A 26,089-nucleotide genomic window follows, 5' to 3' on the forward strand; every position below is an offset into this window, starting at 1 on the left:
GGGTTGAACCGGCGCGAAATCCGTGGGGGCTGGAGTGAAGCTGGCCGCGGGCCAGGCATGGGGCACAGTGTACACAAAGTGGCCACTATCGTGCAGCCGTCGCGAGTGACTCGCTAGCAAGCCCCAGGCCGCGCGGCGCAGGAACTTGGAGAAGATCGACGTGCGACCATTCCGACGCTTTGCTTGTAAAAATCTTTCAGCAAGACACTAAACATTATTTGAACTTTTTGTACACAACTGCATAATCGCGGCGTGACTTCCTGACCCAAAGGTCAACATTCACACCCTCACAACTCTTTCCGTTAGCGCAAGGGACGCAGGTGAACCAGCCGACGGCAAGGGACCAACAACAAGAGCGTTGAGGAGTACCGCTGTGGAAAGCACCAAACAAGAACAACAAGCCTTTGCATCCAGTCCCCCCGCCACCGGCCTGCTCGAACGCCTGTTCAAGCTGAGCCAGCACGGCACCACCGTGAAGACCGAACTCGCCGCGGGTCTCACGACCTTCATCACCATGGCGTACATCATCTTCGTCAACCCCAACATCATGGCCGACGCCGGCATCGACCACGGCGCCGCGTTCGTCGCCACTTGCCTGGCCGCGGCGCTCGGCTGCTTCCTCATGGGCCTGTACGCCAACTGGCCGGTGGGCCTGGCACCGGGCATGGGCCTCAACGCTTTCTTCACCTACACCGTGGTCAAGACCATGAACTACAGCTGGGAGATCGCGCTGGGCGCGGTGTTCATCTCCGGCATCGCCTTCATGATCCTGACCTTCTCGCGCATCCGCGAATGGCTGCTCAACAGCATCCCGGTCAGCCTGCGCTTCGCCATGGGCGCGGGCGTCGGCCTGTTCCTCGGGCTGATCGGCCTGAAGACCGCCGGCATCGTGGTCGCCAGCCCCGCCACCCTGGTGCACCTGGGTGACCTGACCAGCCCCGGCCCGCTGCTCGCCGCCATCTGCTTCCTGATGATCGCAGTGCTGGAGTACCGCCGCGTGTTCGGCGGCATCCTGATCAGCATCCTCACCGTCACCGTGGCCGGCATCGCCCTGGGCATCGTCCAGTTCGGCGGCGTGTTCTCCATGCCGCCGAGCCTGGCGCCGACCTTCATGGCCATGGATATCTCCGGCGCGTTCAACGTGACCATGATCAGCGTGATCCTGGCCTTCCTCTTCGTGCACATGTTCGACACCGCCGGCACCCTGATGGGCGTTGCCCAGCGCGCGCACCTGGTGCGCGAGGACGGTCGGATCGAGAACCTGTCGAAAGCGATGAAGGCCGACAGCACCTCCAGCGCCTTCGGCGCGGTGCTCGGCGTACCGCCGGTGACCAGCTACGTTGAGAGCGCGGCGGGCGTCGCCGCCGGTGGCCGCACCGGCCTGACCGCCGTGGTGGTCGGCGTGCTGTTCGTCGCGGCAATGTTCTTCGCCCCGCTGGCCGGCATGATCCCCGCCTACGCCACCGCCGGTGCGCTGATCTACGTCGCCATGCTGATGATGGGCGGCATGGCCCACATCGACTGGAACGAGCACACCGAGACCATCCCGGCCATCGTCACCGTAATCATGATGCCGCTGACCTTCTCGGTTGCCGATGGCATCGCGCTGGGCTTCGTGACCTACGTGGCGATGAAGGTCTTCACCGGCCGCCACAAGGACGTGACCATCAGCCTGTACGCGCTGTGCGCGATCTTCGTGGCCAAGTTCATCTTCCTCTAAGGCGCCCGATACAGCACAAGGCCCCGGCTATTGGTAGCCGGGGCCTTGGATTTTCTGCCAGCTGGAATTCGGCTCAAAAGCCCCGAAAAGCGCGCTCGCGTCGCCCCGCGGCACATTTCGAACGAAACAGATCGCTCCCCCCTGGACGCTAGACCGAAGCGTCCGGCAGGACCAGCGACACGCTGAATTCAGTCCCCTCTCCCAGTCGGCTCTTCACGCTGATCTGTCCGCCCATCTGCTCCAGCAGACTGCGGCACAGGGCCAGGCCCAGACCGGTGCTGCCATGACTGACCCGGTAGCCGTCGAGGGTATGCGAGTACGGCTCGAAGAGACCGTCGAGAACATCGGGCGTCATGCCTGTGCCGGTATCCGCCACATCGATCCGCACGCCGACCATGCCCTTGCCCTGCCCGCGCGCCACCAGACGCAAGCGGATGGAGCCCTCTTCGGTGAACTTCAACGCGTTGTTCAGCAAGTTGCCGACCGTCTCGCGCAAACGCTGCGGGTCGCACCAGACATTGCAATCCAGCGCCAGGTCGAAATCTGTCTTCAACTCCAGCCCTTTGGCGGCGGCGTCTGCGGCCAGCAACTGCAACTGGCCGTCGAGCAAGGCGCGTAGATCGACCACCTCCGGATTCAACTGCAGGCGCCCGGACTTGGCGAGGCTCAGTGTCTGCAGATCACCCAGCAGGTGAAGGAGATTGCCGACCAGCCCCCGCGCGACGGACAGCGGCTCCAGCCGCCGCGAAGGGTCACTCGGGTCCTGGGCCAGATCGAGCATTACCAGGATGTTCTGCAACGGCCCTTGCAGCTCCCCGCCAATACCCGCCAGGTACTGGCTCTTGCCGCGGCTGATCGCGTCGATACGCGCATTGGCATTGCGCAAGGCGCGCACCAGTTCGTCACGCCCGGTAATGTCGATGGAGCCGCAGATCGCTCCGATCAATTCATCCTTGCTGTCGCGATAAGGCCGCCCCCAGTGGTGAAACACCTTGCGCCCTGCGGGGCTGCGAAACTCCACGTCGATATCAAAGGGCTCACCCTTGACGATGGCTTCCAGATGCTTCTTGCGGAAAACTTCCGCCTCCACGGGATTGGAGAAGAATCCCAGCTCGCCGAGCGTCTTTCCGACGATCTCATCCAGCTCCAGGCCGAACATCTGCAGCATGCTGCGATTGCAGAACAGGATTCGGCCATCCAATCCACGTACGGACATCGGCTGCGGCAGCGCATCGAGCATGCTGCGAATCAGCGCCAGCTCCTGAAGTTGCTCATCACTCAGCTCGGCCGGAACCGCCTCGGATTCCTGTCTATCGCCGCCTTTGACCAGACCGTGGCGCCTGCCGATATCGATCAGCTCAACCAGCGACTTGGCGTGGAGCTTCTGCATCAGCCGCACCTTGTAGGTACTCACGGTCTTGTCGCTGATCGACAACTGGTCGGCGATGGCGATGTTGCTCAGCCCTTGTGCCAACAGTTGCAGCACGCTCAGCTCGCGCACCGAGAGGTCCCGCAGGAGGTTGCCATGCCCGGCCTCCTCGGCAGCGCTGACACTGCCCAGGGCATGGCTGGGAAAGTAACTGTGCCCCTGGGCGATCGCGCGCACCGCTTCGCGCACTGCCTGCGGGTCCTCCTGCTTGCTGACGAAGCCGGCAGCCCCGGCGGTCAGGCAGCGTCCGGCGAAGTACTCCGAATCCTGCGAGGTGAGCACCAGCACCTTGACCGGAGAGTCCTGGGCCACCAGGCGTTGCAGCACTTCCAGCCCGCCCAGGCGTGGAATGGAAAGCTCCAGGATCATCAGATCGGGCTTGCACAGTCGCGCCTGATGCAGTGCATCCGGGCCGTTGTCGGCCTCGCCCACCACCTCATGTCGGTCGGCCTCCATCATCAGCCGCAAGGCATGACGCGTTACCGGCTGTTCTTCGACGATCATGATTCTGCTCATGGGATTCTCGGACAGGAGGGTTGCAGTAGTTCTAGACCAGCGCCGCCAAGCCTGCGCGCGAAATATCACGGGCAAAAAAAAGCCCGCAGTGTGGGCGGGCTGAGGAAGACTCCACGAAGAGTCGGGGGGAAGACCTATGGGCGGGGACTAGCTGCCGCGATAGGTGGAGTAGCTGTAGGGGGAAATCAGCAGCGGCACATGGTAGTGGTCGCTTTCCGAGGCGATGCCGAAGCGCAGCACGACCTGGTCGAGGAACGCCGGCTGGGGCAGCTCCACGCCACGGGCGCGGTAGTAGTCGCCGGCATTGAACAGCAGCTGGTAGACGCCGGCACGGAAGTCTTCGCCCTGCAGCAGCGGTTCGTCACAGCGGCCATCGTCGTTGGTCACGCGGGTGGTGATCAGTTCCAGCTGCTGACCTTCGACGCGATACAGCTCGATCTTGATGCCGTGGCCAGGGCAGCCGTGGGCGGAATCCAGTACGTGAGTGGTCAGGCGTCCCATGGGCTTATCGGTGTCCTGCGGCAGAGCCGGCCGACACCTTCCTCCTCTGTCTTGTTGATGCGATTGAGCAAGCTGCCATCGGAACAGCCCGCAGGTGTGTTTGAGTGCAGTGAATATACCCAGCGACACGAATGATTGTATACAAAAAAGTAATTCATCCCGCCAAAACCCCTCTCTCGCCCTGCTCGGCCGCCCGCTTCAGAAGCCCCCGAATACCCAGCGCAAGCCGCGCCAGCACGGGGCCTACTCACCATCCAGCACCCCTCGATTGCTGACGAACGGGATGAAACGACCGTTGCGCAGATTGTATTTACAGATCACTCAACATTTTGTATACAATGCACCCATCACGGCAGCGCACAGTCCACCGACCCGGCGCCGACCGCCAACCACAAGAAGGAACACTGCAGTGAGCGCTGATTACCCACGCGACCTGATCGGTTACGGCAACAACATCCCCCATCCGCATTGGCCGAACGATGCGCGTATCGCCCTGTCCTTCGTCCTCAACTACGAGGAAGGCGGCGAGCGCAACATCCTCCATGGCGACGCCGAATCCGAAGCCTTCCTCTCCGAAATGGTCGCCGCCCAGCCGCTCAAGGGCGAGCGCAACATGTGCATGGAATCGCTCTACGAATACGGCAGCCGTGCCGGCGTGTGGCGCCTGCTCAAACTGTTCAGGAAATATGACCTGCCGCTGACCGTATTCGCCGTGGCCATGGCCGCCCAGCGCCACCCGGAAGCGATCCGCCAGATGGTCGCCGACGGCCACGAGATCTGCAGCCACGGCTACCGCTGGATCGACTACCAGTACATGGACGAGGCACAGGAACGCGAACACATGTTCGAGGCCGTGCGCATCCTCACCGAACTGACCGGCCAGCGCCCGCAGGGCTGGTACACCGGCCGCCTGGGCCCGAACACCCGCCGCATCGTCCGCGAGGACGGCAACTTCCTCTACGACTCCGATACCTACGACGACGACCTGCCCTACTGGGACCCGGCAAGCACCGCCGAGAAGCCGCACCTGGTGATCCCCTACACCCTGGACACCAACGACATGCGCTTCACCCAGGTGCAGGGCTTCAACAAGGGCGACGACTTCTTCGAATACCTCAAGGACGCCTTCGACGTGCTCTACGCCGAGGGTGCCGAGGGTGCGCCGAAGATGCTCTCCATCGGCATGCACTGCCGCCTGCTGGGCCGTCCGGCGCGTATGGCCTCGCTGGAGCGTTTCATCCAGTACGTTAAGGGTCACGAGAAGGTGTGGATCACCCGCCGCGTCGACATCGCCAAGCACTGGCACGAGAACCACCCGTTCAAAGCGCAGGAGAACCCGGCATGAGCCGCTTCCAGACCCTGACCCCGGCCAGCCTCGACCGCGCCGCCTTCGTTGCCACCTTCGCCGACATCTACGAGCACTCCCCGTGGGTCGCCGAGAAGGCCTATGACCTGGGCGTCGACGACAGCCTGAACGACATCGAACTGCTGCAGCAGCGCATGGCCGACATTCTCCTGTCCGCCAGCCACGAGGCTCAGTTGGCGCTGATCAACGCGCACCCGGACCTCGCTGGCAAGGCCGCGATCCGTGGCGAGTTGACTGCCTCCAGCACCGCCGAACAGGCCGGCGCCGGCATCCAGGACTGCAGCGCCGAGGAGTTCGCCCGCTTCACCGAACTCAACGACGCCTACAAGGCCAAGTTTGGCTTCCCCTTCATCAAGGCGGTGAAGGGCAGCAACCGCCACCAGATCCTGGCCGCGTTCGAAGAACGCATCCACAACACGCCGGAGCAGGAATTCCAGACCGCCCTGGCGGAGATCAACAAGATCGCGATGTTCCGCCTGCAGCAACTCTGAGCCAGCGGACATTCATTCCCCTTCCACCGGAAGGGGCCCATGCGAACAACGAAATAAGAAGACCAGCCATGCGTACCCTGAAGATCGAGCCGTTGACCAAGGAAGCCTTCGCCCCATTCGGTGATGTCATCGAAACCGAAGGCAGCGATTTCTTCATGATCAACAACGGCTCCACCCGCCGTTATCACAAGCTCGCCACCGTCGAAACGGCGCAGCCCGATGACAAGGCAATCATCAGCATCTTCAGCGCCGAATCACTGGAGATGCCTTTGCGCATCCGCATGCTGGAGCGTCATCCGCAGGGCAGCCAGGCGTTCATTCCGCTGCTCGGCAACCCCTTTCTGATCGTGGTCGCGCCCCTTGGCGATGTACCTGTATCGGGCCTCGTCCGCGCTTTCCTGTCCAACGGCAAGCAGGGCGTCAATTACCACCGCGGCGTCTGGCACCACCCGGTGCTGACGATCGAAAAGCGGGATGACTTCCTGGTGGTCGATCGCAGCGGTTCTGGCAACAACTGCGACGAGCATTTCTTCACCGAGGACGAACAGCTCCTCCTCGACCCCCAAGCGAACTAATAAGAGAGGCCCGCCTGCCGCGACGGCGGCACCCGGGCAAGAGGTAAAAAACTGTGGAAGCACATCTCATCGAATGGCTGAACCTGCTGGTCCGCTGGGTCCACATGATTGTGGGCATCGCCTGGATCGGCGCCTCGTTCTACTTCGTCTGGCTGGAGAACAACCTCAACCGCGCCAACCCGCGCGAGGGGCTCTCCGGTGATCTCTGGGCGATCCATGGTGGCGGTATCTACCACCTGGAGAAGTACAAGCTCGCCCCGCCGAAAATGCCGGACAACCTGCACTGGTTCAAATGGGAGGCCTACTCCACCTGGATGTCGGGCGTCTGCCTGCTGACCATCGTGTTCTACCTGAACCCGACCCTGTACCTGATCGCCCCGGGCAGCGACCTCGCCCCGGCCGCAGCCATCGCCATCGGCATCGGCTCGCTGATCGCCGGCTGGTTCATCTACAGCACCCTGTGCGACTCCCCGCTGGGCAAGAAACCCGCCCTGCTCGGCGCCATCCTGTTCGGCCTGCTGGTCCTCGCCGCCTACCTGCTCAGCCAGGTGTTCAGCGGCCGCGGTGCCTACCTGCACGTGGGCGCCATTATCGGCACCATCATGGTGGGCAACGTGTTCCGCGTGATCATGCCGGCCCAGCGCGCGCTGGTTAAGGCCATCGAGGAAGGTCGCGAGCCTGATCCGGTATTGCCGGCCAAGGGCCTGCTGCGTTCGCGCCACAACAACTACTTCACCCTGCCGGTGCTGTTCATCATGATCAGCAACCACTTCCCGAGCACCTACGGCAGCCACTACAACTGGCTGATCCTGACCTGCATCGCGGCGCTGGCAGTGATCGTGCGTCACTACTTCAACACCCGCCACAATGGCAACGGCATGGCCTGGGCGCTGCCCGCCGGCGCCGTCGGCATGATCGCCCTGGCGTTCGTCACCGGCCCGAACTTCCCCAGCAGTGACAACACTGCCAGCGCCCAGCCGGCGAAGGTGGAGTACCAGCCGCTGCCAGAAACCGCCGTTGGCGGCAAGACCCCGGCAGAACGCGCCAAGGACGAGGAAGCCGCCAAGGCTGCCGCTGCCCAGCAGGCTCAGGCCGCTCCGGCCCAGGCCTCCACCGCCGGTTCGACCGAAGGCTTCGACAAGGTCCATCACGTCATCCAGGAGCGCTGCGCCGTCTGCCACTCGGCCAAGCCGACCAGCAACCTGTTCAGCACCGCGCCGGCCGGCGTGATGTTCGACACCCCGCAGCAGATCCAGCAGCTCGCCCCGCGCATCCAGGCGCAGGCCGTGGCTTCGCAGGTGATGCCGCTGGGCAACATCACGCAGATGACCACGGAAGAGCGCAAGCTCATCGGCGACTGGATCGCCAAGGGCGCCCAGGTGAATTGAGCCTGCGGCACGGCCAGGAAAACCGCACCCTCGGGTGCGGTTTTTTTATGCCCGCAAAATGCCCGACACGCCCTCCCCTTGTAGGAGCGAGCTTGCTCGCGAACAGAACAGCCCGACACACCGAAACAACAGGGAGCGCGTCCATTCGCGAGCAAGCTCGCTCCTACGAAAAGCGGCCCCTGAAACAAAAAATGTAGTCCACTCGACCAAAGGCTACAGAAATACCAAAGCCAGGAAACACGCGGCCTAGAGCCATGCAGCACCATGGAGACAAAACGTGACCGACGAGTTGTATACAAAAATCGATTGAACCTAATACACATCGCGTTTATAAAGTCCCGCACCGCTTCACCCGCTCGGCCCCGGGGGTGAGATCGGCCAGTACTTCCCGGTTGTCGTGCCCGTCCGGCAACCAGCGACTGACAACAATAAAAACCGAGGTGTTGCATGTCCGTGGTAACTGAGCGCTCCCATACCGGCTCGCCCGTCGACCAGCGTTTGCCCTTGCTGCAGCTGCTGCTGGTCGGCTTCCAGCACGTTCTCCTGATGTACGGTGGCGCCGTCGCCGTACCGCTGATCGTCGGCCAGGCCGCCGGTCTCTCCCGTGAAGAAATCGCCTTCCTGATCAACGCCGACCTGCTGGTCGCCGGCATCGCCACGCTGGTGCAATCGCTCGGCATCGGCCCGGTGGGCATCCGCATGCCGGTAATGATGGGCGCCAGCTTCGCCGCCGTCGGCAGCATGGTCGCCATGGCCGGCATGCCCGGCGTCGGCATGACCGGCATCTTCGGCGCGACCATCGCCGCCGGCTTCTTCGGCATGCTCATCGCGCCGTTCATGAGCCGCATCGTGCGCTTCTTCCCGCCGCTGGTGACCGGCACCGTGATCACCTCCATCGGCATGTGCCTGTTCCCGGTGGCGATCAACTGGGCCGGCGGCGGCAAGGCGGCAGCCAACTTCGGCGCCATCGAATACCTCGCCCTGTCGTCCTTCGTGCTGGCGGTGATCCTGCTGATCAACCGCTTCCTGAAGGGTTTCTGGGTCAACGTCTCGGTGCTGATCGGCATGCTGCTGGGCTACATCATCGGCGCCAGCATGGGCATGGTCAGCCTCGACGGCATCGAGCAGCGCCCGTGGTTCGACATCGTCACCCCGCTGCACTTCGGCGCGCCGGAATTCCACCTGGCTCCGGTGCTTTCGATGTGCCTGGTGGTGGTGATCATCTTCGTCGAGTCCACCGGCATGTTCCTCGCCCTGGGCAAGATCACCGAGACCGAAATCTGCCCCAACCGCCTGCGCCGCGGCCTGCTGTGCGATGCCAGCGCCTCGTTCGTAGCCGGCTTCATGAACACTTTCACCCATTCCTCGTTCGCCCAGAACATCGGCCTGGTGCAGATGACCGGCGTGCGCAGCCGCTACGTCACCGCTGCCGCCGCGCTGTTCCTGATCGCCCTGTCGCTGCTGCCCAAGGCCGCCTTCCTGGTCGCTTCGATTCCGCCAGCGGTACTCGGCGGCGCCGGCATCGCCATGTTCGGCATGGTCGCCGCCAGTGGCATCCGCATCCTCCACGAAGCGGACATCGTCGACCGCCGCAACCAGTTGCTGGTGGCGGTGAGCATTGGCATGGGGATGGTGCCGGTGGTGCGTCCGGACTTCTTCGCCGCCCTGCCCCAGTGGATGGAGCCGATCACCCACAGCGGCATCGCGATGACCGCGATCTGGGCCGTGGTGCTGAACATTCTGTTCAACATCCTCGGCGAACAAGGCCGCGACGCCCTCTGCGGGCATCATTGAAACCCTTTCGCGGGCGTCTCCCGGACGCCCGCACCAAGCCGCGTCCTACTCCTTCGCGGCTTTTTTTAATTCTGCGGCTCTAAACCGCCTAGTCCTTGCTAGCGAACAGCCCCGCAACGGGGTCTGGTTCGCGAGCAAGCTCGCTCCTGCAGGAAGGCTTTCATACGGGTAGTCGGATTTAGCCTTCCGGGCGGTAGCCCAGGCGCAGGCCGCCCCACTGGCGTCCGCGCACGTAGATCGGCACCGAAAGGTCGTGCATCAGCTCGCCGGTATCACGGCAGTAGGTCTGCAGCAGCATCGGCTGGTTGTGACTTCCGCAGCGCACCCCGGTGCGGTCGTTGAACAGGCGCTTGCTGCGGCTCTTGAGCATGTCCACCTGCAAGTCGCCGCTCGGCGGATGGCTGAAAGCTTGGTTGTGCGTCGGCACATAGCCCTCGGCGGTACAGGCAATGGCGAACACCAGACCTTCGTGACGTTGCAGCAGGTCTTCCTGGATACGCGGCAACACCTCGTCGGTATAGCGGTCGAAGCGCGTGCGGTACTTCTGCGGGCGGGTGCCGGGCAGCGGCTGGTAATCGCGATCGAACAGGTCGTCCGGACCTATGCGGCCGGTATCGATGTCCGCCTCGAATCGCGCGCCGATGGCCTGCGCCCCCGCTCGCGCGAGGTCGTAGATGCGCTGGTGATAATCGTCCAGGGCCACTTCGGCCAGGCGCTCGCTGATCATTTCCGCCTGGGTTTCCAGCTGCACCGCCGCATCCGCCAGGCGGTGGGTCTGCTCATCGCTCGCACGCAGGTCGCCGCGCACCTGCTCGACGGCGGCGAACAGGCTGTCCAGCTGGTTACGGTTGATCTCGGCGCCTTCGGCGATCTCGGTGATCTGGGTTTCCACCGTGGCAGCCAGCCCGGCGATGTCCTGCAACTGCCGACCGGTGCTTTCCACCTGGCTGACCCCCAGGCCGAGGTCATCGGTGAGCTGGCGAATCTGCTCCACCACCTCACCGGTCTGGCGCTGGATGTCCTCGATCATCTGCCCGACTTCGTCGGTAGCCTCGGCGGTACGCCCGGCCAGACCGCGAACTTCCTCGGCGACCACGGCGAAGCCGCGGCCATGCTCGCCCGCCCGCGCCGCCTCGATGGCCGCGTTAAGGGCCAGCAGGTTGGTCTGGCTGGCGATGGACTGGATGACCTGGGTGACGCGCTGGATGTCCTCACTGCGCGCATTCAGCGTCTCGATCAGCACGCGACTGGCGCTGGCGCGCTGGCTCAGCAGGCGCATGCAATCGATGGCGGCGTGCAATTCGCTGCGCCCGGCATCACTGCCGGCACGGGCGAGCGTGGCCGCCTCCTTCGCCTGGCGCGCCAGATTCGAAGTGGCGCGCTCGGTGTGGATCATCACCTCGGCGCTGCCGACGATCTGCTCGGCAGCCACCACCTGGGACTCCAGCTTCTCCACCAGGCGCTGCACCGAGAAGGACACCCCGGCGGCGGACAGCGCATTGCGACTGGTGCCCTGGGACAGCTCGCGGGTCAGCTCGGCGACATCCGGCAGCACCGCCAGCGCACCGGCCGAGGCCGTCCGCTCGGGAACGAACCACGGCCCCCAGAGCAGCACCGCGGCCAGCAGCAGGCACAGCGACAGCGGCCAGCCGCCCAGCGCCTGGGCGATGAACAGCAGCACCAGGCCGCAAGTCTGCAAGGTAAGGATGAGGATGATACGCGGACGCGCGATATCCATGGCGGCAGCTCTCTTCTACTGGGCCTCGACCGCTGCGCAGCGCAGGCACGCTAGCGGGAAGCCTGATTATTCTTGTCAGAGCCATTAGGCCGCCTGCTGCACCCGGCGGCTATCGTTCCTTAGTGGTAGACGAGGCGCTGCTTGAGTCGCTACAGACAGCTGCGCGCCGCCTGCGTAATCGCATCATCCGGGCTCGGTGCGTTGCGGCGGTAGAGCACCACATCACTGCCCTTGTCGGCCGCCGTGGTCTCCAGCAACACCTCGGTGCCATCGCCCGGCGCGGCCGGCACCAGCAGCCGGTAGCCAAAGCGGATTTCCTTCACCGCCGAAGACGAGCGGATTGCCTGCCATTTCGGCAACAGGCAGGTCATGTAGACCGAGGGCGATTTACCGCTCTCCAGCCGCAATGCCGGAGCATCCTCCTTCAGCTTGCCCGGCGAGGAGCAGGCGGCCAGCAGGATCAGCGGAAGCGTCAGCAATAGGGGTTTCATCGAGTGAGATCCTTCTGTCAGGAAACCAGAGGGTAGCAGTTGCGTCGATGCTGACCGCCAGGCCAGGTCAAGCCCAGGACAGACCGCCTGCCGGTTTCCGTGCGCATCCTCGGCAAGACCGGTAAAATCTCCGCCCTTTCCGCGGTGCGAGCGATTTCGCGCCCCCCCAGCGAAGCCAGATACGAAGCACCGATGACCACTGCCGCTCCGACCGCCACTACCCGCCCCGAGCCCTCCCGCCGCTTCTCCGTGGCGCCGATGATGGACTGGACCGACAGACATTGTCGGTATTTCCTACGCCAACTTTCCAGGCACGCACTGCTCTACACGGAGATGGTCACGACCGGCGCCATCCTGCACGGCGATGCTGCGCGCTTCCTGCGTCACGACGAGTGCGAGCACCCGCTGGCGCTGCAACTGGGCGGCAGCAACCCGGCGGACCTGGCCGCGGCGGCGAAGCTGGCCGAGGAAGCCGGCTACGACGAAGTGAACCTGAACGTCGGCTGCCCCAGCGACCGTGTGCAGAACAACATGATCGGAGCCTGCCTGATGGGCCACCCGGCGCTGGTGGCGGACTGCGTGAAGGCCATGCGCGATGCGGTATCGATCCCGGTGACGGTCAAGCACCGCATCGGCATCAACGGCCGCGACAGCTACGAAGAACTCTGCGATTTCGTCGGCCAGGTGCGCGACGCTGGCTGCCGCAGCTTCACCGTGCACGCGCGCATCGCCATCCTCGAAGGCCTGTCGCCCAAGGAAAACCGCGAAATCCCGCCGCTGCGCTATGACATCGCCGCGCAGCTAAAGCGCGACTTCCCGGAACTGGAGATCGTCCTCAATGGCGGCATCAAGACCCTGGAAGAATGCCGCGAGCACCTGCAGGTGTTCGACGGCGTGATGCTTGGCCGCGAGGCGTACCACAACCCTTACCTGCTGGCCCAGGTGGACGCCGCGCTGTATGGCTCGCCAGAGCCCGCCATCACCCGCGCAGAAGCCCTGGCGCGGATGCGTCCGTACATCGAGCGGCACATTGCCGAGGGTGGTGCGATGCACCATGTAACCCGCCACGTCCTGGGTCTTGCGCAAGGATTCCCGGGCGCGCGGCGCTTCCGCCAGCTGCTTTCGGTGGACGTTCACAAGACCAAGGACTCCCTTGGCCTGCTCGATCAGGCCGGAGAACTTCTCGCCGGTCATTGAGTCCCGTTGAGTGGCGCATCGGCCTCGGGTAAGGTCGGTGCACTCTCTACGGAAGACGCGCCATGACCTCCAAGCTGGAACAACTCAAGCAATACACCACGGTTGTCGCCGATACCGGCGATTTCGACGCCATTGCCCGCCTGAAGCCAGTGGATGCCACCACCAACCCGTCATTGCTGCTGAAGGCTGCCGCCCTGCCCCGCTACACCGAGCACCTGGCGCGCGCCACCGAAGGCGCACAGGGCGACGCCGGCCTGGCCTGCGACCGCTTCGCCGTCGCGGTGGGCAAGGACATCCTGGGTGTTATTCCGGGGCGCATCTCCACCGAAGTGGACGCGCGCCTGTCCTTCGATACCGAAGCCACCCTGCAACGCGCCCACCGCCTGATCGACCTGTACGACCAGCAGGGCATCGGCCGCGATCGCGTGCTGATCAAGATCGCTTCCACCTGGGAAGGCATTCGCGCGGCCGAGCAACTGGAGCGCGAAGGCATCCAGACCAACCTCACCCTGCTGTTCTCCTTCGCCCAGGCCGCCGCCTGCGCCGACGCCGGCGTGTTCCTGATCTCACCCTTCGTCGGGCGCATCTACGACTGGTACAAGAAGGCCAACAACCGCGACTACGTGGGTGCAGAAGATCCGGGCGTGCAGTCCGTTTCGCGCATCTATCGCTACTACAAGGCCAACGGCTACGAAACCGTGGTGATGGGCGCCAGCTTCCGCAACCTCGGCCAGATCGAGCAGCTCGCCGGCTGCGACCGCCTGACCATCAGCCCGGACCTGCTGCAGCAATTGGCCGACGCCCAGGGCGAACTGCCACGCGCACTGCAGCCCGGCGGTGGCGAGGCGCGCCAGGTGCTCGACGAAAGTACCTTCCGCTGGCAGATGAACGAAGACGCCATGGGCACCGAGAAGCTCGCCGAAGGCATCCGCCTGTTCGCCCGCGACCAGGAAAAGCTCGAGGCGCTGCTCGCCAACCGCTGAAAACTGCGGACGAGCAAAAGCAAACCGGCGCCCCAGGGCGCCGGTTTGCATTTCAGCTCATCGAATCAGTGGCGCTCGAGCGCGCTCACCAGATCGTGGAAGGCCTCGCGGTTGGTCTCGTTCAGGCCCATCAGGATACGGTGGGCCTCGAGCACCTTGCCGCGCACCACCTCCTCGGACTGGTCCTGGGGAGGCAGATCGGTCAGGCAATCCGAGCACGGAATCGGGCGGTCAACGATGTTGAACACCTGATCGAAGCCCATCGACTGCAGCAACCGGGTGATGTCCGCGTTGGTGGTGACCAGCGTGGGCAACAGGCCGACCTTCTGCCGCGAGAGAATCGACAACTTCGCCAGGAGGCCCAGCGTGGTGCTGTCGATGCTCTGGGTTTCCGTGAGATCGATGATGATCGCCGAGAAATTCAACGCGGCGAAGATTTTTTCAATGGTGGCATCCAGCGCCGAACACAGGGTCAGTCGGACTTCGCCCACGAACTTCAGGACGAATGAGCCATCCTGCTCGGCGAACTGGATTTTACCGGTACTCATGCAAGGTTCCTGCTCAACACCAGCAAGGCAATATCATCCGGCATCTCGGACAACTTGGCCAGTCCGAAGACTTGACGCAGGCCATCCAGGGTTCCGCCGGCGGCGACGACCTGCTCGGGCAGGGCCGTCTCCTTTTCCTTCAGCGTAGCTCCCGGAAGGACGTCGAGAATGCCGTCCGAGAACAGGGAAAGACTGAAGGATTTGGGAAGATCGAGGACATGATCCTCGTAAGTCGCTTCATCGAACAGCCCCACCGGCAGGCCACGGCCTTCCAGGTAGCGGGCTTCACCATCGACATAGAGCACTGGCAGCGGCAGATGGCCGCCGATGCTGTAGGTCAGGCGATCGGTATCCAGATCGATCACGCCACCGAGCATGGTCACGTGCTTGCCCAGGTTGCAGTTGATCAACCCGCGGTTGATGTGGCCGAGGACGTCCGACGGCTTGAACTCCGGCAGCATGTCGTTGCGCTTGGACTCGTACAGCAGCCGCGTGGTCATGAACTTCAACAGCACGGTGACGAAGGCGGACGAAGCGCCGTGGCCGGAGACGTCCGCCAGGTAGAAGCCGATGCGCCGGGCATCCACACGGAAGTAGTCGACGAAATCACCCGACAGGTACAGCGACGGGATGATCTGGTGGGAGAAGGCCAGGCCTTCGGACTCCCAGGGCGTTTCCGGCAGCATGTTCATCTGCACCTGGCGACCGGCGTTCTGGTCCTCCTGGAGCAGGTTCAGGCTGGCCTGCAACTCGCGGTTGGCGGTTTCCAGCTTCTCGCGGTAGCGGCGGTTTTCCGAACGCAGGAAAGCGCGGTCCAGAGCACGGCGTACCGAGTGCTCCAGGACGGCGAGGTCTTCCAGCGGCTTGATCAGGTAGTCGGCGGCGCCCAGGCGCAGGGCCTCGACGGCGTCGCTCATGACACCGGCACCGGACAGCACGATCACCGGGGTTTCCACCGCCATCTCGCTGACGCGACGGATCAGCTCGAGGCCGTCCATCTGCGGCATGCGCAGATCGCAGATCACCAGGTCGGGGAGTTGGTGCTCGAAGACTTTCAGGCCTTCCAGGCCGTTGGTGGCCTGTGTGACCTTGAATCCGCTGTCTTCCAGGTAGGCGGCGAGGCTTTCGCGGACGACGTCGTCGTCATCGATAATCAGCAGCGAGGCACTGGCTTTGTGCATGGGTCATCCAGGCAAACGGCGCCGGGGTTGTGGTTTGGCGCTCATTCTAGGGAACAGCGGCGCGGGTCGGTCGCGACAAGGCGCAGACACTACTCCCATCCGCTCAAGGGTTCAAGCAGGCGCCGCCCGCGCCACCAATGGCGCGGGCTGGAGGACAGGAAAGGTCTGCGCGCAAGGCCGATCAGAAGTCGTCTTCGACTTCGCCGTCCTTCACCTTGAACTCGCGGTTCTGCAAGTAGGCGTTGCGGATGAAGGTGTACTTGTCGCCGCTGATCAGCTTCTCGGACTTGAGCAGGTCGGCACGGGTATCGACCACGTCGACGCCGCGAACGCTGTTACGTACCGATACATTGTCGATGTACGGATACGGGCCGGTGTAGGCATCCGGGATCAGCGACGGCGCATCGCGCAGGGTGCTCGGGCCCAGCAGCGGCAGCATCACGTAGGGGCCACTGCCCACGCCGTAATGGCCGAGGGTCTGGCCGAAGTCCTCGTCGTTGCGGCGCAGTCCCATATGGGTAGCCACGTCGATGAAGCCGGCCAGGCCGAAGGTGGTGTTGAACAGCAGGCGGCTGGTATCGACGCCGGCGTCGCGGAATTTCAGCTGCAGCAGGTCGTTGACCAGGTTCTTCACGTCACCGATGTTGCCAAAGAAGTTGTGCACGCCATCCTGCACGACGTTCGGGGTGACGTACTGGTAACCCTGCGCCAGCGGCTTGAGCGCGTAGGTGTCCAGGGTGTCGTTGAAGGTGAAGATCGGGCGGTTGATGCTTTCCCACGGGTCGTCTTCGCTGGCGGCCTGGGCCAGGAACGGGATCATGGCCAGGCCGGCGGCGGCGAGCAGGCTGAAGCAGCGTTTCGTCCATTGGACGCCAAGTGGGCGCATCGGGAATTCTCCAGTGAATGTCTTTCGGGCCAGCCATGGCGGCCCCGCTATGCGGGCAGATTATATAGAGGCGAAACGGTTTTGCGGACCCGAACCGATCTCACAGGATTTCGATTCGTGGCCGCGCACTACCGTTTCTCTTGCTCCAGCCCAAAGCATAGTGCCAGTTCAGTCCGGATACCGTGCGTCGATGACAATTTCCAGAGCGTCGGAGCGCCAGAACTCCTGGTCCCACTCCACCAGCCGGCCTCCGTCGGCAAAGCTTGCGCGCTCCACATGCAGGCCCGGCGCGCCCGGCGTCAGTTGCAGCGGTGTCGCCTGCGCAGCCACCAGCGCCGTGGAATGCATGGCCAGCTCGGAGCGCGACAGGCTCAGCCCCAGCTCCTCGCGCAGTACGCGGGTGAGCGAGGTGTCCAGCCCGTGGTCGAGCAGGCCTGGGCACCAGCTGGCATCCAGGGTGAGTTCCTCCAGCATCACCGGCCGCTCGTCGACCCAGCGGCGACGCAGGATGTGAAATACCTCGGCCTCTTCATCCAGCCCCATGCGGCGCGCCAGTGCCGGCCCGGCAGCGCGGCGTTCGGCGGCCAGGACCTCGGTACGCGGTACACGCCCCTGGGCCTGGACGTAATCCATGAAACCGGTGCTGCGGGTCGGGTTGTAGCGGATGCGCGGCGGCGAGACGAACCAGCCGCGACGGTTCTCACGGTAGAGCACGCCCTCAGTTTCCAGCTGTTGCAGCGCCTCGCGCAGGGTCACTCGGGTGCAGCCAAAGCGCTCGGCCAGCTCACGCTCGGCGGGCAGGCGTTCAGTCAGGGCGGCACTGGCAATGTCCTGCGCAAGCTGGTCGCGGATACGCAGGTAGTGCGGGATGGGTTCGACCGGCATGGGGCATCATCCACGAAAAAGGCGCGGCGATTATAACGGCACCACGGCGGACTTCATCGGACCGTCACAATGGCCGGCTAATCTGGCCTAGACCAATCATCAGAAAAGCCCACCATGCCTGCGACTGCCGAGCTTCCGCACTTCACTACCCTGCTGTTCGGACTGTCGGGCGACCTGGTGGACTTCGGCGCAAGGACGCTGCCGGTAGCCCTGCAACGCACCTGCCCCGATTGTCCGCCGGAACGCCTGAGCAACGCCCTCACCCTGCCCCCGCAGGAGGCCCTGGAGCTGGCGCTGGGCCGATGCGCCGACAGCCAGGAGCGCCGCCACTTCCAGTCCGCCCTGGACGCCGCCGCCCAGGCCCACGCCGAAGCCACTCCCGGCGCCCTGGACGCCTTGCAGGCACTGCACCAGCGCGGCGTCCCCTGCGCCTGGCTCGACGAATTGCCCAGTGCCACCACGCTGCACCTGGCTGCCGTAGTGGACGAGCACCTCGCTACCGGGCTGGAAATCGCTGGCCGTCAATGGCCAGCGCCGGACTCCTGCTGGCAGGCGCTGATGCAGCTTGGTACGCCAGCGCTGGACGGCTGCGTGCTGGTCAGCGGCCAGCCGCGCCTGCTCCACGCCGGCCTCAACGCCGGCCTGTGGACCATCGGCCTGGCCGCCAGCAGCCCCCTGTGCGGCCACGCGCCGGGCGACTGGGACGCTCTGGGCAGTCTCGACCGCGACCGCCTGCGCGCCCAGGCCACACTCGGCCTGTACCGCCTCGGCGTGCACTCGGTCATCGATCATCTGGGCGAGCTGGATTCCTGCCTGCAGGACATCGCCGGCCGCCGCCTGAAAGGAGAAAAACCATGAAGCACGAGCGCCACCGCTTCCTTGACGAGCTGGCCGAGCGATTCGCCAGCCATGGCGCCGAGCCTTACGGCGAAGCCGTCAGCCAGGCCGAGCACGCGTTGCAGTGCGCCACCCTGGCCGAGCGCGCCGGCTGCTCCGACAGCCTGGTGATCGCCGCCCTGCTCCACGACATCGGCCACCTCTACGAGGACCCTGAGCTGATCGAGGAACAGGACCTGCGCCACGAAGAGTTCGGCGCCAGCCTGCTACGCGAGCTGTTGCCCGAATCCGTCTGGCAGCCGATCCGCCTGCATGTCGCCGCCAAGCGCTACCTCTGCGCGGTGGACCCTGCCTACCACGCCGGCCTGTCCTGGGCTTCGCGGCAGAGCCTGGCGCTGCAGGGCGGCCCTTTCGACGAGCGCGGCGCCAGCGCTTTCCTCAACGCGCCCTTCTCCCAGGACGCCCTGACCCTGCGCCGGCTGGATGACCTGGGCAAGGACCCGGCCATGCGCACGCCGGAGCTGGAGCACTTCTTCCCGCTGCTCGAACGCCTCCTGCGGGTTGATCGGCATCAGGCAAGGGTGCGCGCGGCGAGTTAAGCTCAAAGGCATGGCGATGGACCTTTTCCCTGCCGGGCGAGGTCCATCTTTGGGTACGTACCGCAGAAGGACACCACCATGCCGACACAACGCCTCCAGGAAGAACTCCAGGCCCTGCGCGACCAGCTGGAGCGTCAGCCGCCGCTGAACGCGGAAGAGCGCGAATCGCTGCAAGCGCTGATCAAGGACATCGAGTTGCAGCTGGCCAACGAAGAGGCGCTGGCCGACGAGACCCTGATGGATAACGTCAACCTGGCCGTCGAGCGCTTCGAGGCAAGCCATCCGACCTTGGCCGGCACGCTTCGCTCCATCGTGCAGAGCCTGGCGAACATGGGCATCTGAAGCTCCCAGACATGAAAAACCCGGCCATGGCCGGGTTTTTTGTATCCGCGAATGACAGGCGCGCCGAGAATTACTGACGCACCAGCCGGCGATTGTCCGGCTGCACGGCATCGCTGCTGCGGTACGGGTTGATGTCCAGCCCGCCACGGCGCACGTAGCGCGCATAAACGGTCAGGCGAGCCGGCTGCAGCAGGCGCTGCAGGTCGAGGTAGATGCGCTCGACGCATTGCTCGTGGAAATCCTGGTGCTGGCGGAAAGAAACCACGTAGGCCAGCAGACTCGCGGCATCCAGCGCCGGACCGGCGTACTCGACTACCAGGGTGCCCCAATCCGGCTGGCCAGTGACCGGGCAGTTGGATTTGAGCAGGTGGCTGTAGAGCACTTCGTCAACGCGACGGGTGTCATCGCAACGCAGCAGCTCCGGGCGCGGGTGGTCGTAGCTTTCTACCGCGACGTCCAGATCGTCGACACAGGTGCCCTGGATGACTGCCACGCCCTCGCCCGCCACTTCGTCCAGGCCGCGAACACGTACGCCTACCGGCGCGCCAGCGGCGGCGGACAGATCCCGCGCCATCACCGCGCGCACGGCTTCGGCATTGTCGAAGGCGGTCTGGTTCAGCGAGTTGAGGTAGAGCTTGAAGGACTTGGACTCGATGATGTTCGGCGACTGCGCCGGGATCGAGAACTCGCCGATGGCCACCACCGGCTTGCCCGACGCGGTCAGCCAGGACAGTTCGTAGCAGTTCCACAGGTCCACGCCCTGGTACGGCAGGGTATCCGCGGTCAGGCCCAGTTCCGCCCACTTGGTGGTGCGGGAGATCGGGAACAGCAGCTCCGGCGCGTAGGTGGAGACGTATTCGCTGGATTTGCCCAGGGGCGAGTGTTCGGCGGGATGCTGCATGGGGAGGTCCTGCTGGATCGGCGATGCGGGTGGTGACGCGAGGCGGCGAGTGTATACAAATCCGCCGCCCCTTTCAGCAGCCGGCGGACGAGCCGGATATCCCGACGTATCCAGCATGCGCCTTTGTAGGATGGGTGGAGCGCAGCGATACCCATGCTGCCTGCGCACCGAATCGATGGGTATCGCTGCGCTCCACACCATCCTACGCAGAGCCAGTCAGAACCACATCCGCACGCCCGCCACCCAGTAGCCCTCCTCGTCCTCCTCGCCCTCGGCGCGGGCGATATCACCACTGCGGCCGTAGGTCTTGTTCCAGACGTAGCCGAAGTAAGGCGCGAACTCCCGGCGCACTTCGTAGCGCAGGCGCAAGCCCACCTCAAGCTCGCTGCCGCCCGCGCCAACGCCGGTATCGCGGTCATCGGCCAAGGCCAGGTTGTACTCCAGCGCGGGCTCAAGAATCAGCCGCTGGGTCAGCAGCAGCTCGTACTCGCTCTCCAGGCGCAACGACGGGTCGCCGCGCTCGCTGAGGAACAGGTTGGCGTCCACCTCGAACCACTGCGGCGCCAGCCCCTGGAACCCCAGCACTGCGTAGCTGCGCGACGGCCCCGGCTGGTCGTCATGGCGCACGCCCACCTGCCAGTCCCAGAAATCCGCGAGCATGCGCTGGTAGAGCAGTTGAACCTCGTTATCGGTGGTCGGGCCGCCGGCGTCGCGCTCGCCCTCCAGCTTCAGGCGCAGCTTCTGGTAGTCGCTGCCGTACCAGCCCTGGGCTTCCCAGCCCAGGGCCTGATCGTTGCCGTGGAAGCGGCTTTCCAGGCGCTGGATCAGCAGTGATCCCATCGGCATGTCGTCCATCTCGGCGCTTTCAGCGGGCAAGGCCAGGCCCAGGGTCGCCGCGCAGGCCACCGTTGCTATGCGTTTCATGGCGATTCCTCAGAGGCTGGCGCTGGCGGGTGCCGGCTCGACGATGACCTTGCGCATCATGCCGGCGGCCATGTGGTAGATCAGGTGGCAGTGGAAGGCCCATTCGCCCAGCGCGTCGGCGGGCACGTCGACCTCCAGGGTGCTGCCCGGCGCCACGCTGACTACGTGCTTGAGCGGGTTGAAGCGGCCGTTGCCCTTGTCCAGTTGCATCCACATGCCGTGCAGGTGCATGGGGTGGGTCATCATGGTGTCGTTGACGAAGCGGATGCGCACCCGCTCGCCGTAGGTCAGGCGGATCGGCTCGGCTTCGGAGTACTTCTTGCCGTCGATGGACCAGAAGTAGCGCTCCATGTTGCCGGTCAGGCGGAACTCGATGCTGCGGTCCGGCGCGCGGTAGTCGGCATAGGGGCGCATGGCCTTGAGGTCCGCATAGACCAGCAGGCGGTTGCCCGGCTCGGCCGGTTGCGGCGTCAACCCGCTGCCCGGCGCGTAGTCGGACTTCGGCGCGGCCATGGCCGAGTGATCCATGCCTGCCATCTGCGCATGGTCCATGCCGGCCATGCCGGAGTGATCCATACCGGCCATGCCCGAATCCTTCGACGCGCCCATCGCCATGCCGCCGTGGTCCATGCCCTCGTGGCTCATGCCCATGTCGGCCATGGTCAGTAGCGGCCGCTCGCGCAATGCCGGCACCGCGGCCACCAGGCCCGCGCGCGGCGTCAGCGTCGCACGGGCATAGCCGCTGCGGTCCATGGCTTCGGCGAAGAAGGTGTAGGCGCGGTCCTCCTGCGGCTGGACAATCACGTCGTAGGTCTCGGCCACGGCGATGCGCAACTCGTCCACCGTCACCGGCTGCACGTCGTTGCCGTCGGCCTGCACCACGGTCATCTTCAGGCCGGGAATACGCAGGTCGAAGTAGCTCATACCCGAGCCGTTGATGATGCGCAGGCGCACCCGCTCGCCAGGCTTGAACAGGCCGGTCCAGTTCTGCGTGGAGTCCTGGCCGTTGACCAGGAAGCGGAAGCCGGCAATGTCGGCGATGTCCGTTGGCGTCATGCGCATGCCGCCCCAGTCCAGGCGATCGCGCAGGGTTGCCATAAGGCCATTGGCGCTGGAATCGGCGATGAAATCGCCGAGGGTGCGCTGATTGCGGTTGTAGTAATCGCTCTGCTTCTTCAGGTTGGCAAACACCGTTTCCGGCTTGGTGTCGTGCCAGTCCGCCAGCAGCAGGGTGTATTCACGGTCATAGCGGTACGGCTCGCGCGCCTTCGGCTCGATCACCAGCGGGCCGTACAAGCCCTCGATTTCCTGGAAGTCGCTGTGCGCGTGGTACCAGTAGGTGCCGGACTGTTTCACCGTGAAGCGATAGGTGAAGGTCTCGCCGGGCTTGATCCCCGGGAAGCTGATGCCCGGCACGCCGTCCTGGGTATAGGGCAGGATCAGCCCGTGCCAGTGCAGCGAGGTGTCACGGTCGAGGGTATTGGTGACGCGCAATTCGACGTCCTCGCCCTCCTTGAAGCGCAACTCCGGCGCGGGCGTCTGGCCGTTCACCGTCAGCGCCTTGCGCGCGCCATCGGACAGCTTCAACTCGCCCTCGCCAATCGTCAGGTCATACACGCCCGCCTGCGCCACCCACGGTGCCAGCAGCAGCGCCCCCAGGGCCCAATCCCTTGCGCGAATCATCTCGGCGCGCTCAAGGCTTGACGGTCAGTTTGCCGACCATGCCGGCCTGGTAGTGCCCCGGAATGTTGCAGGCAAACTCCAGGCTGGTGGCCTTGCTGAAGGTCCAGGTCAGCTCGGCGGTCTTGCCCGGCTCCACCAGCACGCTGTTGGGGTCGTCGTGCTTCATCATCTGGCCGTGGCCCATCTTCGAATGGTCCATCTGGCTCATGTCGTGCTGCATACCGGTGGGCGTGAGCATCCCGGCATCCATCATCTGCTGCATTTCCTTCTGGTGGCCGGCGTGCATGGCGGCGCTGCCCAGGTTGAACTCATGCAGCAGGCTGCCGCCGTTGTGGATGACGAAGCGCACGGTCTCGCCGGGCTTCACGTCGATGTTTTCCGGCTCGAAGAACATCTCGCCCAGCTTGATCTCCACGGTGCGGGTGGCCTGGGCGGCCTTGGCCGGCTTGCCGAAGTCATAAGCGTGCCCGGCATCGGCCAGGGCCGGCAGGCTGATAGCGCTGGCAAGACTGATGACAGCGGCTTGGAACAGATGGCGCGGGGACATGGCAAATCTCCTTCTTGGGATGCTGGCCATGGTCGCTGTCGGCCGCTGAGACTTACCTGTCGGGAAGATTACAACTCTGTCAGCTTGGCGCTGAACCACCCGGCGCGGGGTATAAAGAGGGCGAAAAAAAGCCCGCCGAAGGGCGGGCAAGGGGTAACACGATGCTGCGGATTCAACAGACCTGGCGCGCAGAGGCAGCCCGTTCCTGCATGCGCTGGAAGGTGATGTCCCCTCCTCCATCGGCCAGCGCCGGCATGGCGGGGAACAACAGCAGGGCAAACAGCGTGGAGATGATCAGGTGCATGGCGGACTCCTCGAAGACGCTGAAGAATGAACACGCCGCCACTCTGCAACGCCGACGCTGTCAGCCCGCTGACCGCCCCATTACCCTGACGACAGCTGCGCCCCGAGCGCCTGGATGGATACCCGGATGAAACTCCTCATCGTCGAAGACGAACCGCGCATCGGCCAGTACCTGCAGCAAGGCCTGAGCGAAGCCGGCTTCGCCGTCGACCTCAGCGCCGACGGCGACGAAGGCCTGCAACTGGCCCTGGCCGGCGAGCATGACCTGCTGATCCTCGATGTGATGCTGCCGGGCCGCGATGGCTGGCAGATCCTCCAGGCGCTGCGCCAGACCGGCAGTGCCGTGCCGGTGCTGTTCCTCACCGCCCGCGACGCCGTGGAGGACCGCGTGCGCGGCCTGGAACTGGGCGCCGATGACTACCTGGTGAAACCCTTCGCCTTCGTCGAACTGCTCGCCCGCGTCCGCACGCTGCTGCGCCGTGGCGGCCAGCAGATCCAGGAAACCACCCTGCAACTGGCCGACCTCGAACTGGACCTGTTGCGCCGCCGCGTGCAGCGCGCCGGCAAGCGCATCGACCTGACCGCCAAGGAGTTCGCCCTGCTGGAATTGCTGCTGCGCCGCAGCGGCGAGGTGCTGCCCAAGTCGCTGATTGCCTCCCAGGTGTGGGACATGAACTTCGACAGCGACACCAACGTCATCGAAGTCGCCATCCGCCGCCTGCGCGCCAAGGTCGACGATGATTTTCCGCAGCGCCTGATCCATACCGTGCGCGGCATGGGCTACGTCCTGGAAGAGCGCGAAGCATGAGTGCCCGCCTGTCCCTCGGCCTGCGCCTGAGCCTGCTGTTCGCCGCCTGCACCGCGGCTGTTTCGCTGCTGGCAGGCATCGTTTTCAGCCGCGCCAGCGAGGCGCACTTCATCGAGCTGGACCAGCAGTTGCTGAGCGGCAAGCTGGCGATCTTCCGCGACGTGCTGAATGGCGTGAGCAGCGCCGAACAACTCGCGCCGCATAGCGCCGAGCTGCGCCGCGAGCTGGAACGCCACCCCGACCTCGGCCTGCGCCTGCAGGGCCCGGACGGGCAGCGCTGGTTCTGGCAACTGCCCACCATGAACATGGCCAGCGACGAAGCCCCTGCCTACCGCGAACTGCAGGCGCCGCTGGATGCCGCGAACCCGAAGGGCGCGCAGCTCACGCTGATCCTCGACATCACCCATCACCAGCATTTCCTGCAACGCATGCAGCGGCTGATCTGGATGACCATGGGCTTCTCCGCCCTGGCCACTGCGCTGCTCGGCGCCTGGGCCGCGCGCGCCAGCCTGCGCCCACTGCGGCGCATGAGCGAAGTGGCGGCGCAGGTCAGCGCACACTCGCTGACCACCCGCCTCGACGCCGGGCAGATGCCGCAGGAACTGCGCGGCCTGGCCGCCGAGCTGAACGCCATGCTGGCGCGCCTGGAAGAGGCCTTCCAGCGCCTGTCGGCCTTCTCCGCCGATATCGCCCACGAGCTGCGCACGCCGCTCACCGGCCTGCTGACCCAGACCCAGGTGGTGCTGTCGCGCTCGCGCAGCCTGGAGGACTACCGCGAGGCGTTGCACGGCAACCTCGAGGAGCTGGAGCGGCTCACCGTGATGGTCAACGACATGCTGTTCCTGGCCAAGGCCGACCACGGCCTGCTCACTCCCAGAAGCCAGCCGCTGGCGCTGGCCGGCGAGGTGGACGAGCTGCTGGAGTTCTACGGGCCGCTGGCCGAGGAAAAATCCATTCGCCTGGAGCGCGATGGCGAGTTGCTCGTGCAGGGAGACCGCGCACTGCTGCGCCGGGTGCTGGCCAATCTGCTGGATAACGCCCTGCGCTTCACCCCCGACGCTGGCCTGATTCGCGTACGCCTGGAGCCGGGCCGCCTGAGCGTGGAAAACCCCGGCCGGGAGATTCCAGCCGAGCGCCTGCCGCGCCTGTTCGACCGTTTCTACCGCGCCGACCCGGCCCGCCGCGAAGGCCAGGGCGAACACGCCGGGCTCGGCCTGGCAATCTGCCGTTCCATCGTGCGCGCCCACGGCGGGGAGATTCGCTGCGAATCGGCCGATGGGTGGACACGGTTTGTTATCGAGTTTCCGGGCTAGGAGCCCCTCACCCTAACCCTCTCCCAGAGGGAGAGGGGACTGTACGGCATAGGCGGAAACCAAGGCATCAGCCGGCACGCGCGGCTCCCTCTCCCCCCGGGAGAGGGCTGGGGTGAGGGCAAACCAATGCAGCGAAGTTCCAG

General features: G+C 64.9%; 26 protein-coding genes. 13 read left to right on the forward strand and 13 right to left on the reverse strand.

All coding sequences use genetic code 11. The annotated features are described in order from the left end of the window. Positions 1 to 373: 373 nt before the first annotated feature. Complete coding sequence (locus N5C91_RS18560) at positions 374 to 1,720, forward strand: NCS2 family permease (protein ID WP_236170764.1); 1,347 nt, start codon at positions 374 to 376, stop codon at positions 1,718 to 1,720. Between the two features lie 148 nt (positions 1,721 to 1,868). Here N5C91_RS18560 and N5C91_RS18565 read toward each other — a convergent pair whose 3' ends face one another. Together N5C91_RS18565 and uraH are read right to left on the reverse strand one after the other, a co-directional pair. Beyond that, positions 1,869 to 3,665 (reverse strand): ATP-binding protein, encoded by a 1,797-nt coding sequence (locus N5C91_RS18565; protein WP_279831126.1) that lies wholly within the window; start codon positions 3,663 to 3,665, stop codon positions 1,869 to 1,871. 147 nt (positions 3,666 to 3,812) lie between these two features. Continuing rightward, complete coding sequence (gene uraH / locus N5C91_RS18570) at positions 3,813 to 4,166, reverse strand: hydroxyisourate hydrolase (RefSeq protein WP_045209039.1); 354 nt, start codon at positions 4,164 to 4,166, stop codon at positions 3,813 to 3,815. A 409-nt stretch (positions 4,167 to 4,575) separates the two neighbouring features. Between uraH and puuE the strand changes: the two genes are divergently transcribed. The 5 genes from puuE (at position 4,576) to N5C91_RS18595 (ending at position 9,780) form a co-directional block, all read left to right on the forward strand. Then, positions 4,576 to 5,511 (forward strand): allantoinase PuuE, encoded by a 936-nt coding sequence (gene puuE, locus N5C91_RS18575; protein WP_054910389.1) that lies wholly within the window; start codon positions 4,576 to 4,578, stop codon positions 5,509 to 5,511. Further along, a complete protein-coding gene (gene uraD / locus N5C91_RS18580) occupies positions 5,508 to 6,023 on the forward strand; it encodes a 2-oxo-4-hydroxy-4-carboxy-5-ureidoimidazoline decarboxylase (protein WP_236170766.1) in 516 nt (171 codons plus the stop codon). The genes puuE and uraD overlap by 4 nt, the downstream gene beginning before the upstream one ends. Before the next feature lie 68 nt (positions 6,024 to 6,091). Next, positions 6,092 to 6,598 (forward strand): ureidoglycolate lyase, encoded by a 507-nt coding sequence (locus N5C91_RS18585; RefSeq protein WP_045209032.1) that lies wholly within the window; start codon positions 6,092 to 6,094, stop codon positions 6,596 to 6,598. Between the two features lie 53 nt (positions 6,599 to 6,651). Continuing rightward, complete coding sequence (locus N5C91_RS18590) at positions 6,652 to 7,986, forward strand: urate hydroxylase PuuD (protein ID WP_236170767.1); 1,335 nt, start codon at positions 6,652 to 6,654, stop codon at positions 7,984 to 7,986. A gap of 447 nt (positions 7,987 to 8,433) precedes the next feature. Beyond that, positions 8,434 to 9,780, forward strand: coding sequence for a nucleobase:cation symporter-2 family protein (locus tag N5C91_RS18595; protein WP_236170768.1), 1,347 nt, complete (start codon positions 8,434 to 8,436; stop codon positions 9,778 to 9,780). 178 nt (positions 9,781 to 9,958) lie between these two features. On the opposite strand, the gene N5C91_RS18600 is transcribed toward N5C91_RS18595, so the two are convergent. Then, entirely contained in the window at positions 9,959 to 11,518 is a 1,560-nt protein-coding gene (locus tag N5C91_RS18600) for a methyl-accepting chemotaxis protein (RefSeq protein WP_279831131.1), read from the reverse strand. Positions 11,519 to 11,667: 149 nt separating this feature from the next. Continuing rightward, complete coding sequence (locus N5C91_RS18605; RefSeq protein ID WP_279831132.1) at positions 11,668 to 12,009, reverse strand: hypothetical protein; 342 nt, start codon at positions 12,007 to 12,009, stop codon at positions 11,668 to 11,670. A 192-nt stretch (positions 12,010 to 12,201) separates the two neighbouring features. On the opposite strand from N5C91_RS18605, the gene dusA reads away from it, so the two are divergent. Beyond that, a complete protein-coding gene (gene dusA / locus N5C91_RS18610) occupies positions 12,202 to 13,206 on the forward strand; it encodes a tRNA dihydrouridine(20/20a) synthase DusA (protein ID WP_279831134.1) in 1,005 nt (334 codons plus the stop codon). Positions 13,207 to 13,268: 62 nt separating this feature from the next. Then, on the forward strand, positions 13,269 to 14,189 hold the full coding sequence (gene tal, locus N5C91_RS18615; protein WP_045209021.1) for a transaldolase: 921 nt from the start codon (positions 13,269 to 13,271) through the stop codon (positions 14,187 to 14,189). 65 nt (positions 14,190 to 14,254) lie between these two features. Here the strand turns inward: tal and rssC are convergent, their stop codons facing one another. The 4 genes from rssC to N5C91_RS18635 form a co-directional block, all read right to left on the reverse strand. Then, positions 14,255 to 14,737, reverse strand: coding sequence for an anti-sigma factor antagonist RssC (rssC, locus tag N5C91_RS18620; RefSeq protein ID WP_017517513.1), 483 nt, complete (start codon positions 14,735 to 14,737; stop codon positions 14,255 to 14,257). Further along, complete coding sequence (gene rssB, locus N5C91_RS18625) at positions 14,734 to 15,918, reverse strand: two-component system response regulator RssB (RefSeq protein ID WP_024763890.1); 1,185 nt, start codon at positions 15,916 to 15,918, stop codon at positions 14,734 to 14,736. The genes rssC and rssB overlap by 4 nt, the downstream gene beginning before the upstream one ends. A 181-nt stretch (positions 15,919 to 16,099) precedes the next feature. Further along, complete coding sequence (locus tag N5C91_RS18630) at positions 16,100 to 16,804, reverse strand: VacJ family lipoprotein (RefSeq protein ID WP_279831135.1); 705 nt, start codon at positions 16,802 to 16,804, stop codon at positions 16,100 to 16,102. Between the two features lie 168 nt (positions 16,805 to 16,972). Next, positions 16,973 to 17,689, reverse strand: coding sequence for a UTRA domain-containing protein (locus N5C91_RS18635; protein WP_279831136.1), 717 nt, complete (start codon positions 17,687 to 17,689; stop codon positions 16,973 to 16,975). A gap of 114 nt (positions 17,690 to 17,803) precedes the next feature. On the opposite strand from N5C91_RS18635, the gene N5C91_RS18640 reads away from it, so the two are divergent. From N5C91_RS18640 to N5C91_RS18650, 3 genes are all read left to right on the forward strand, one after another. Then, on the forward strand, positions 17,804 to 18,547 hold the full coding sequence (locus N5C91_RS18640; RefSeq protein WP_279831137.1) for an HAD family phosphatase: 744 nt from the start codon (positions 17,804 to 17,806) through the stop codon (positions 18,545 to 18,547). Beyond that, positions 18,544 to 19,125 (forward strand): phosphonate degradation HD-domain oxygenase, encoded by a 582-nt coding sequence (locus N5C91_RS18645; protein WP_236170775.1) that lies wholly within the window; start codon positions 18,544 to 18,546, stop codon positions 19,123 to 19,125. The genes N5C91_RS18640 and N5C91_RS18645 overlap by 4 nt, the downstream gene beginning before the upstream one ends. A 78-nt stretch (positions 19,126 to 19,203) precedes the next feature. Beyond that, the gene (locus N5C91_RS18650) at positions 19,204 to 19,467 is read left to right on the forward strand and encodes a DUF4404 family protein (protein ID WP_024763885.1); all 264 of its coding nucleotides are present in this window, start codon (positions 19,204 to 19,206) and stop codon (positions 19,465 to 19,467) included. 70 nt (positions 19,468 to 19,537) lie between these two features. On the opposite strand, the gene queF is transcribed toward N5C91_RS18650, so the two are convergent. The 5 genes from queF to N5C91_RS18675 all read right to left on the reverse strand — a co-directional run bounded on the left by queF (position 19,538) and on the right by N5C91_RS18675 (position 23,826). After that, on the reverse strand, positions 19,538 to 20,368 hold the full coding sequence (gene queF / locus N5C91_RS18655; RefSeq protein ID WP_279831140.1) for an NADPH-dependent 7-cyano-7-deazaguanine reductase QueF: 831 nt from the start codon (positions 20,366 to 20,368) through the stop codon (positions 19,538 to 19,540). A gap of 216 nt (positions 20,369 to 20,584) precedes the next feature. After that, positions 20,585 to 21,292, reverse strand: a complete 708-nt coding sequence (locus tag N5C91_RS18660; protein ID WP_279831141.1) for a copper resistance protein B — start codon at positions 21,290 to 21,292, stop codon at positions 20,585 to 20,587. Positions 21,293 to 21,301: 9 nt separating this feature from the next. Further along, positions 21,302 to 22,975: a copper resistance system multicopper oxidase gene (locus N5C91_RS18665; RefSeq protein ID WP_236198695.1), complete on the reverse strand. Its 1,674-nt coding sequence runs from the start codon at positions 22,973 to 22,975 to the stop codon at positions 21,302 to 21,304. 10 nt (positions 22,976 to 22,985) lie between these two features. Beyond that, the gene (locus N5C91_RS18670) at positions 22,986 to 23,522 is read right to left on the reverse strand and encodes a cupredoxin family protein (RefSeq protein WP_236198694.1); all 537 of its coding nucleotides are present in this window, start codon (positions 23,520 to 23,522) and stop codon (positions 22,986 to 22,988) included. Between the two features lie 172 nt (positions 23,523 to 23,694). Next, positions 23,695 to 23,826, reverse strand: a complete 132-nt coding sequence (locus N5C91_RS18675) for a co-regulatory protein PtrA N-terminal domain-containing protein (protein ID WP_275094668.1) — start codon at positions 23,824 to 23,826, stop codon at positions 23,695 to 23,697. 126 nt (positions 23,827 to 23,952) lie between these two features. On the opposite strand from N5C91_RS18675, the gene N5C91_RS18680 reads away from it, so the two are divergent. Continuing rightward, a complete protein-coding gene (locus N5C91_RS18680) occupies positions 23,953 to 24,633 on the forward strand; it encodes a heavy metal response regulator transcription factor (RefSeq protein WP_236170780.1) in 681 nt (226 codons plus the stop codon). Beyond that, positions 24,630 to 25,946, forward strand: coding sequence for a heavy metal sensor histidine kinase (locus N5C91_RS18685; protein ID WP_279831144.1), 1,317 nt, complete (start codon positions 24,630 to 24,632; stop codon positions 25,944 to 25,946). Before N5C91_RS18680 ends, N5C91_RS18685 begins: the two co-directional genes overlap by 4 nt. Positions 25,947 to 26,089 lie beyond the last annotated feature (143 nt).

The sequence above is a fragment of the Pseudomonas sp. GD03903 genome, from assembly GCF_029840045.1.
In the GTDB taxonomy this organism is placed as follows: Bacteria; Pseudomonadota; Gammaproteobacteria; order Pseudomonadales; family Pseudomonadaceae; genus Pseudomonas; species Pseudomonas pseudonitroreducens.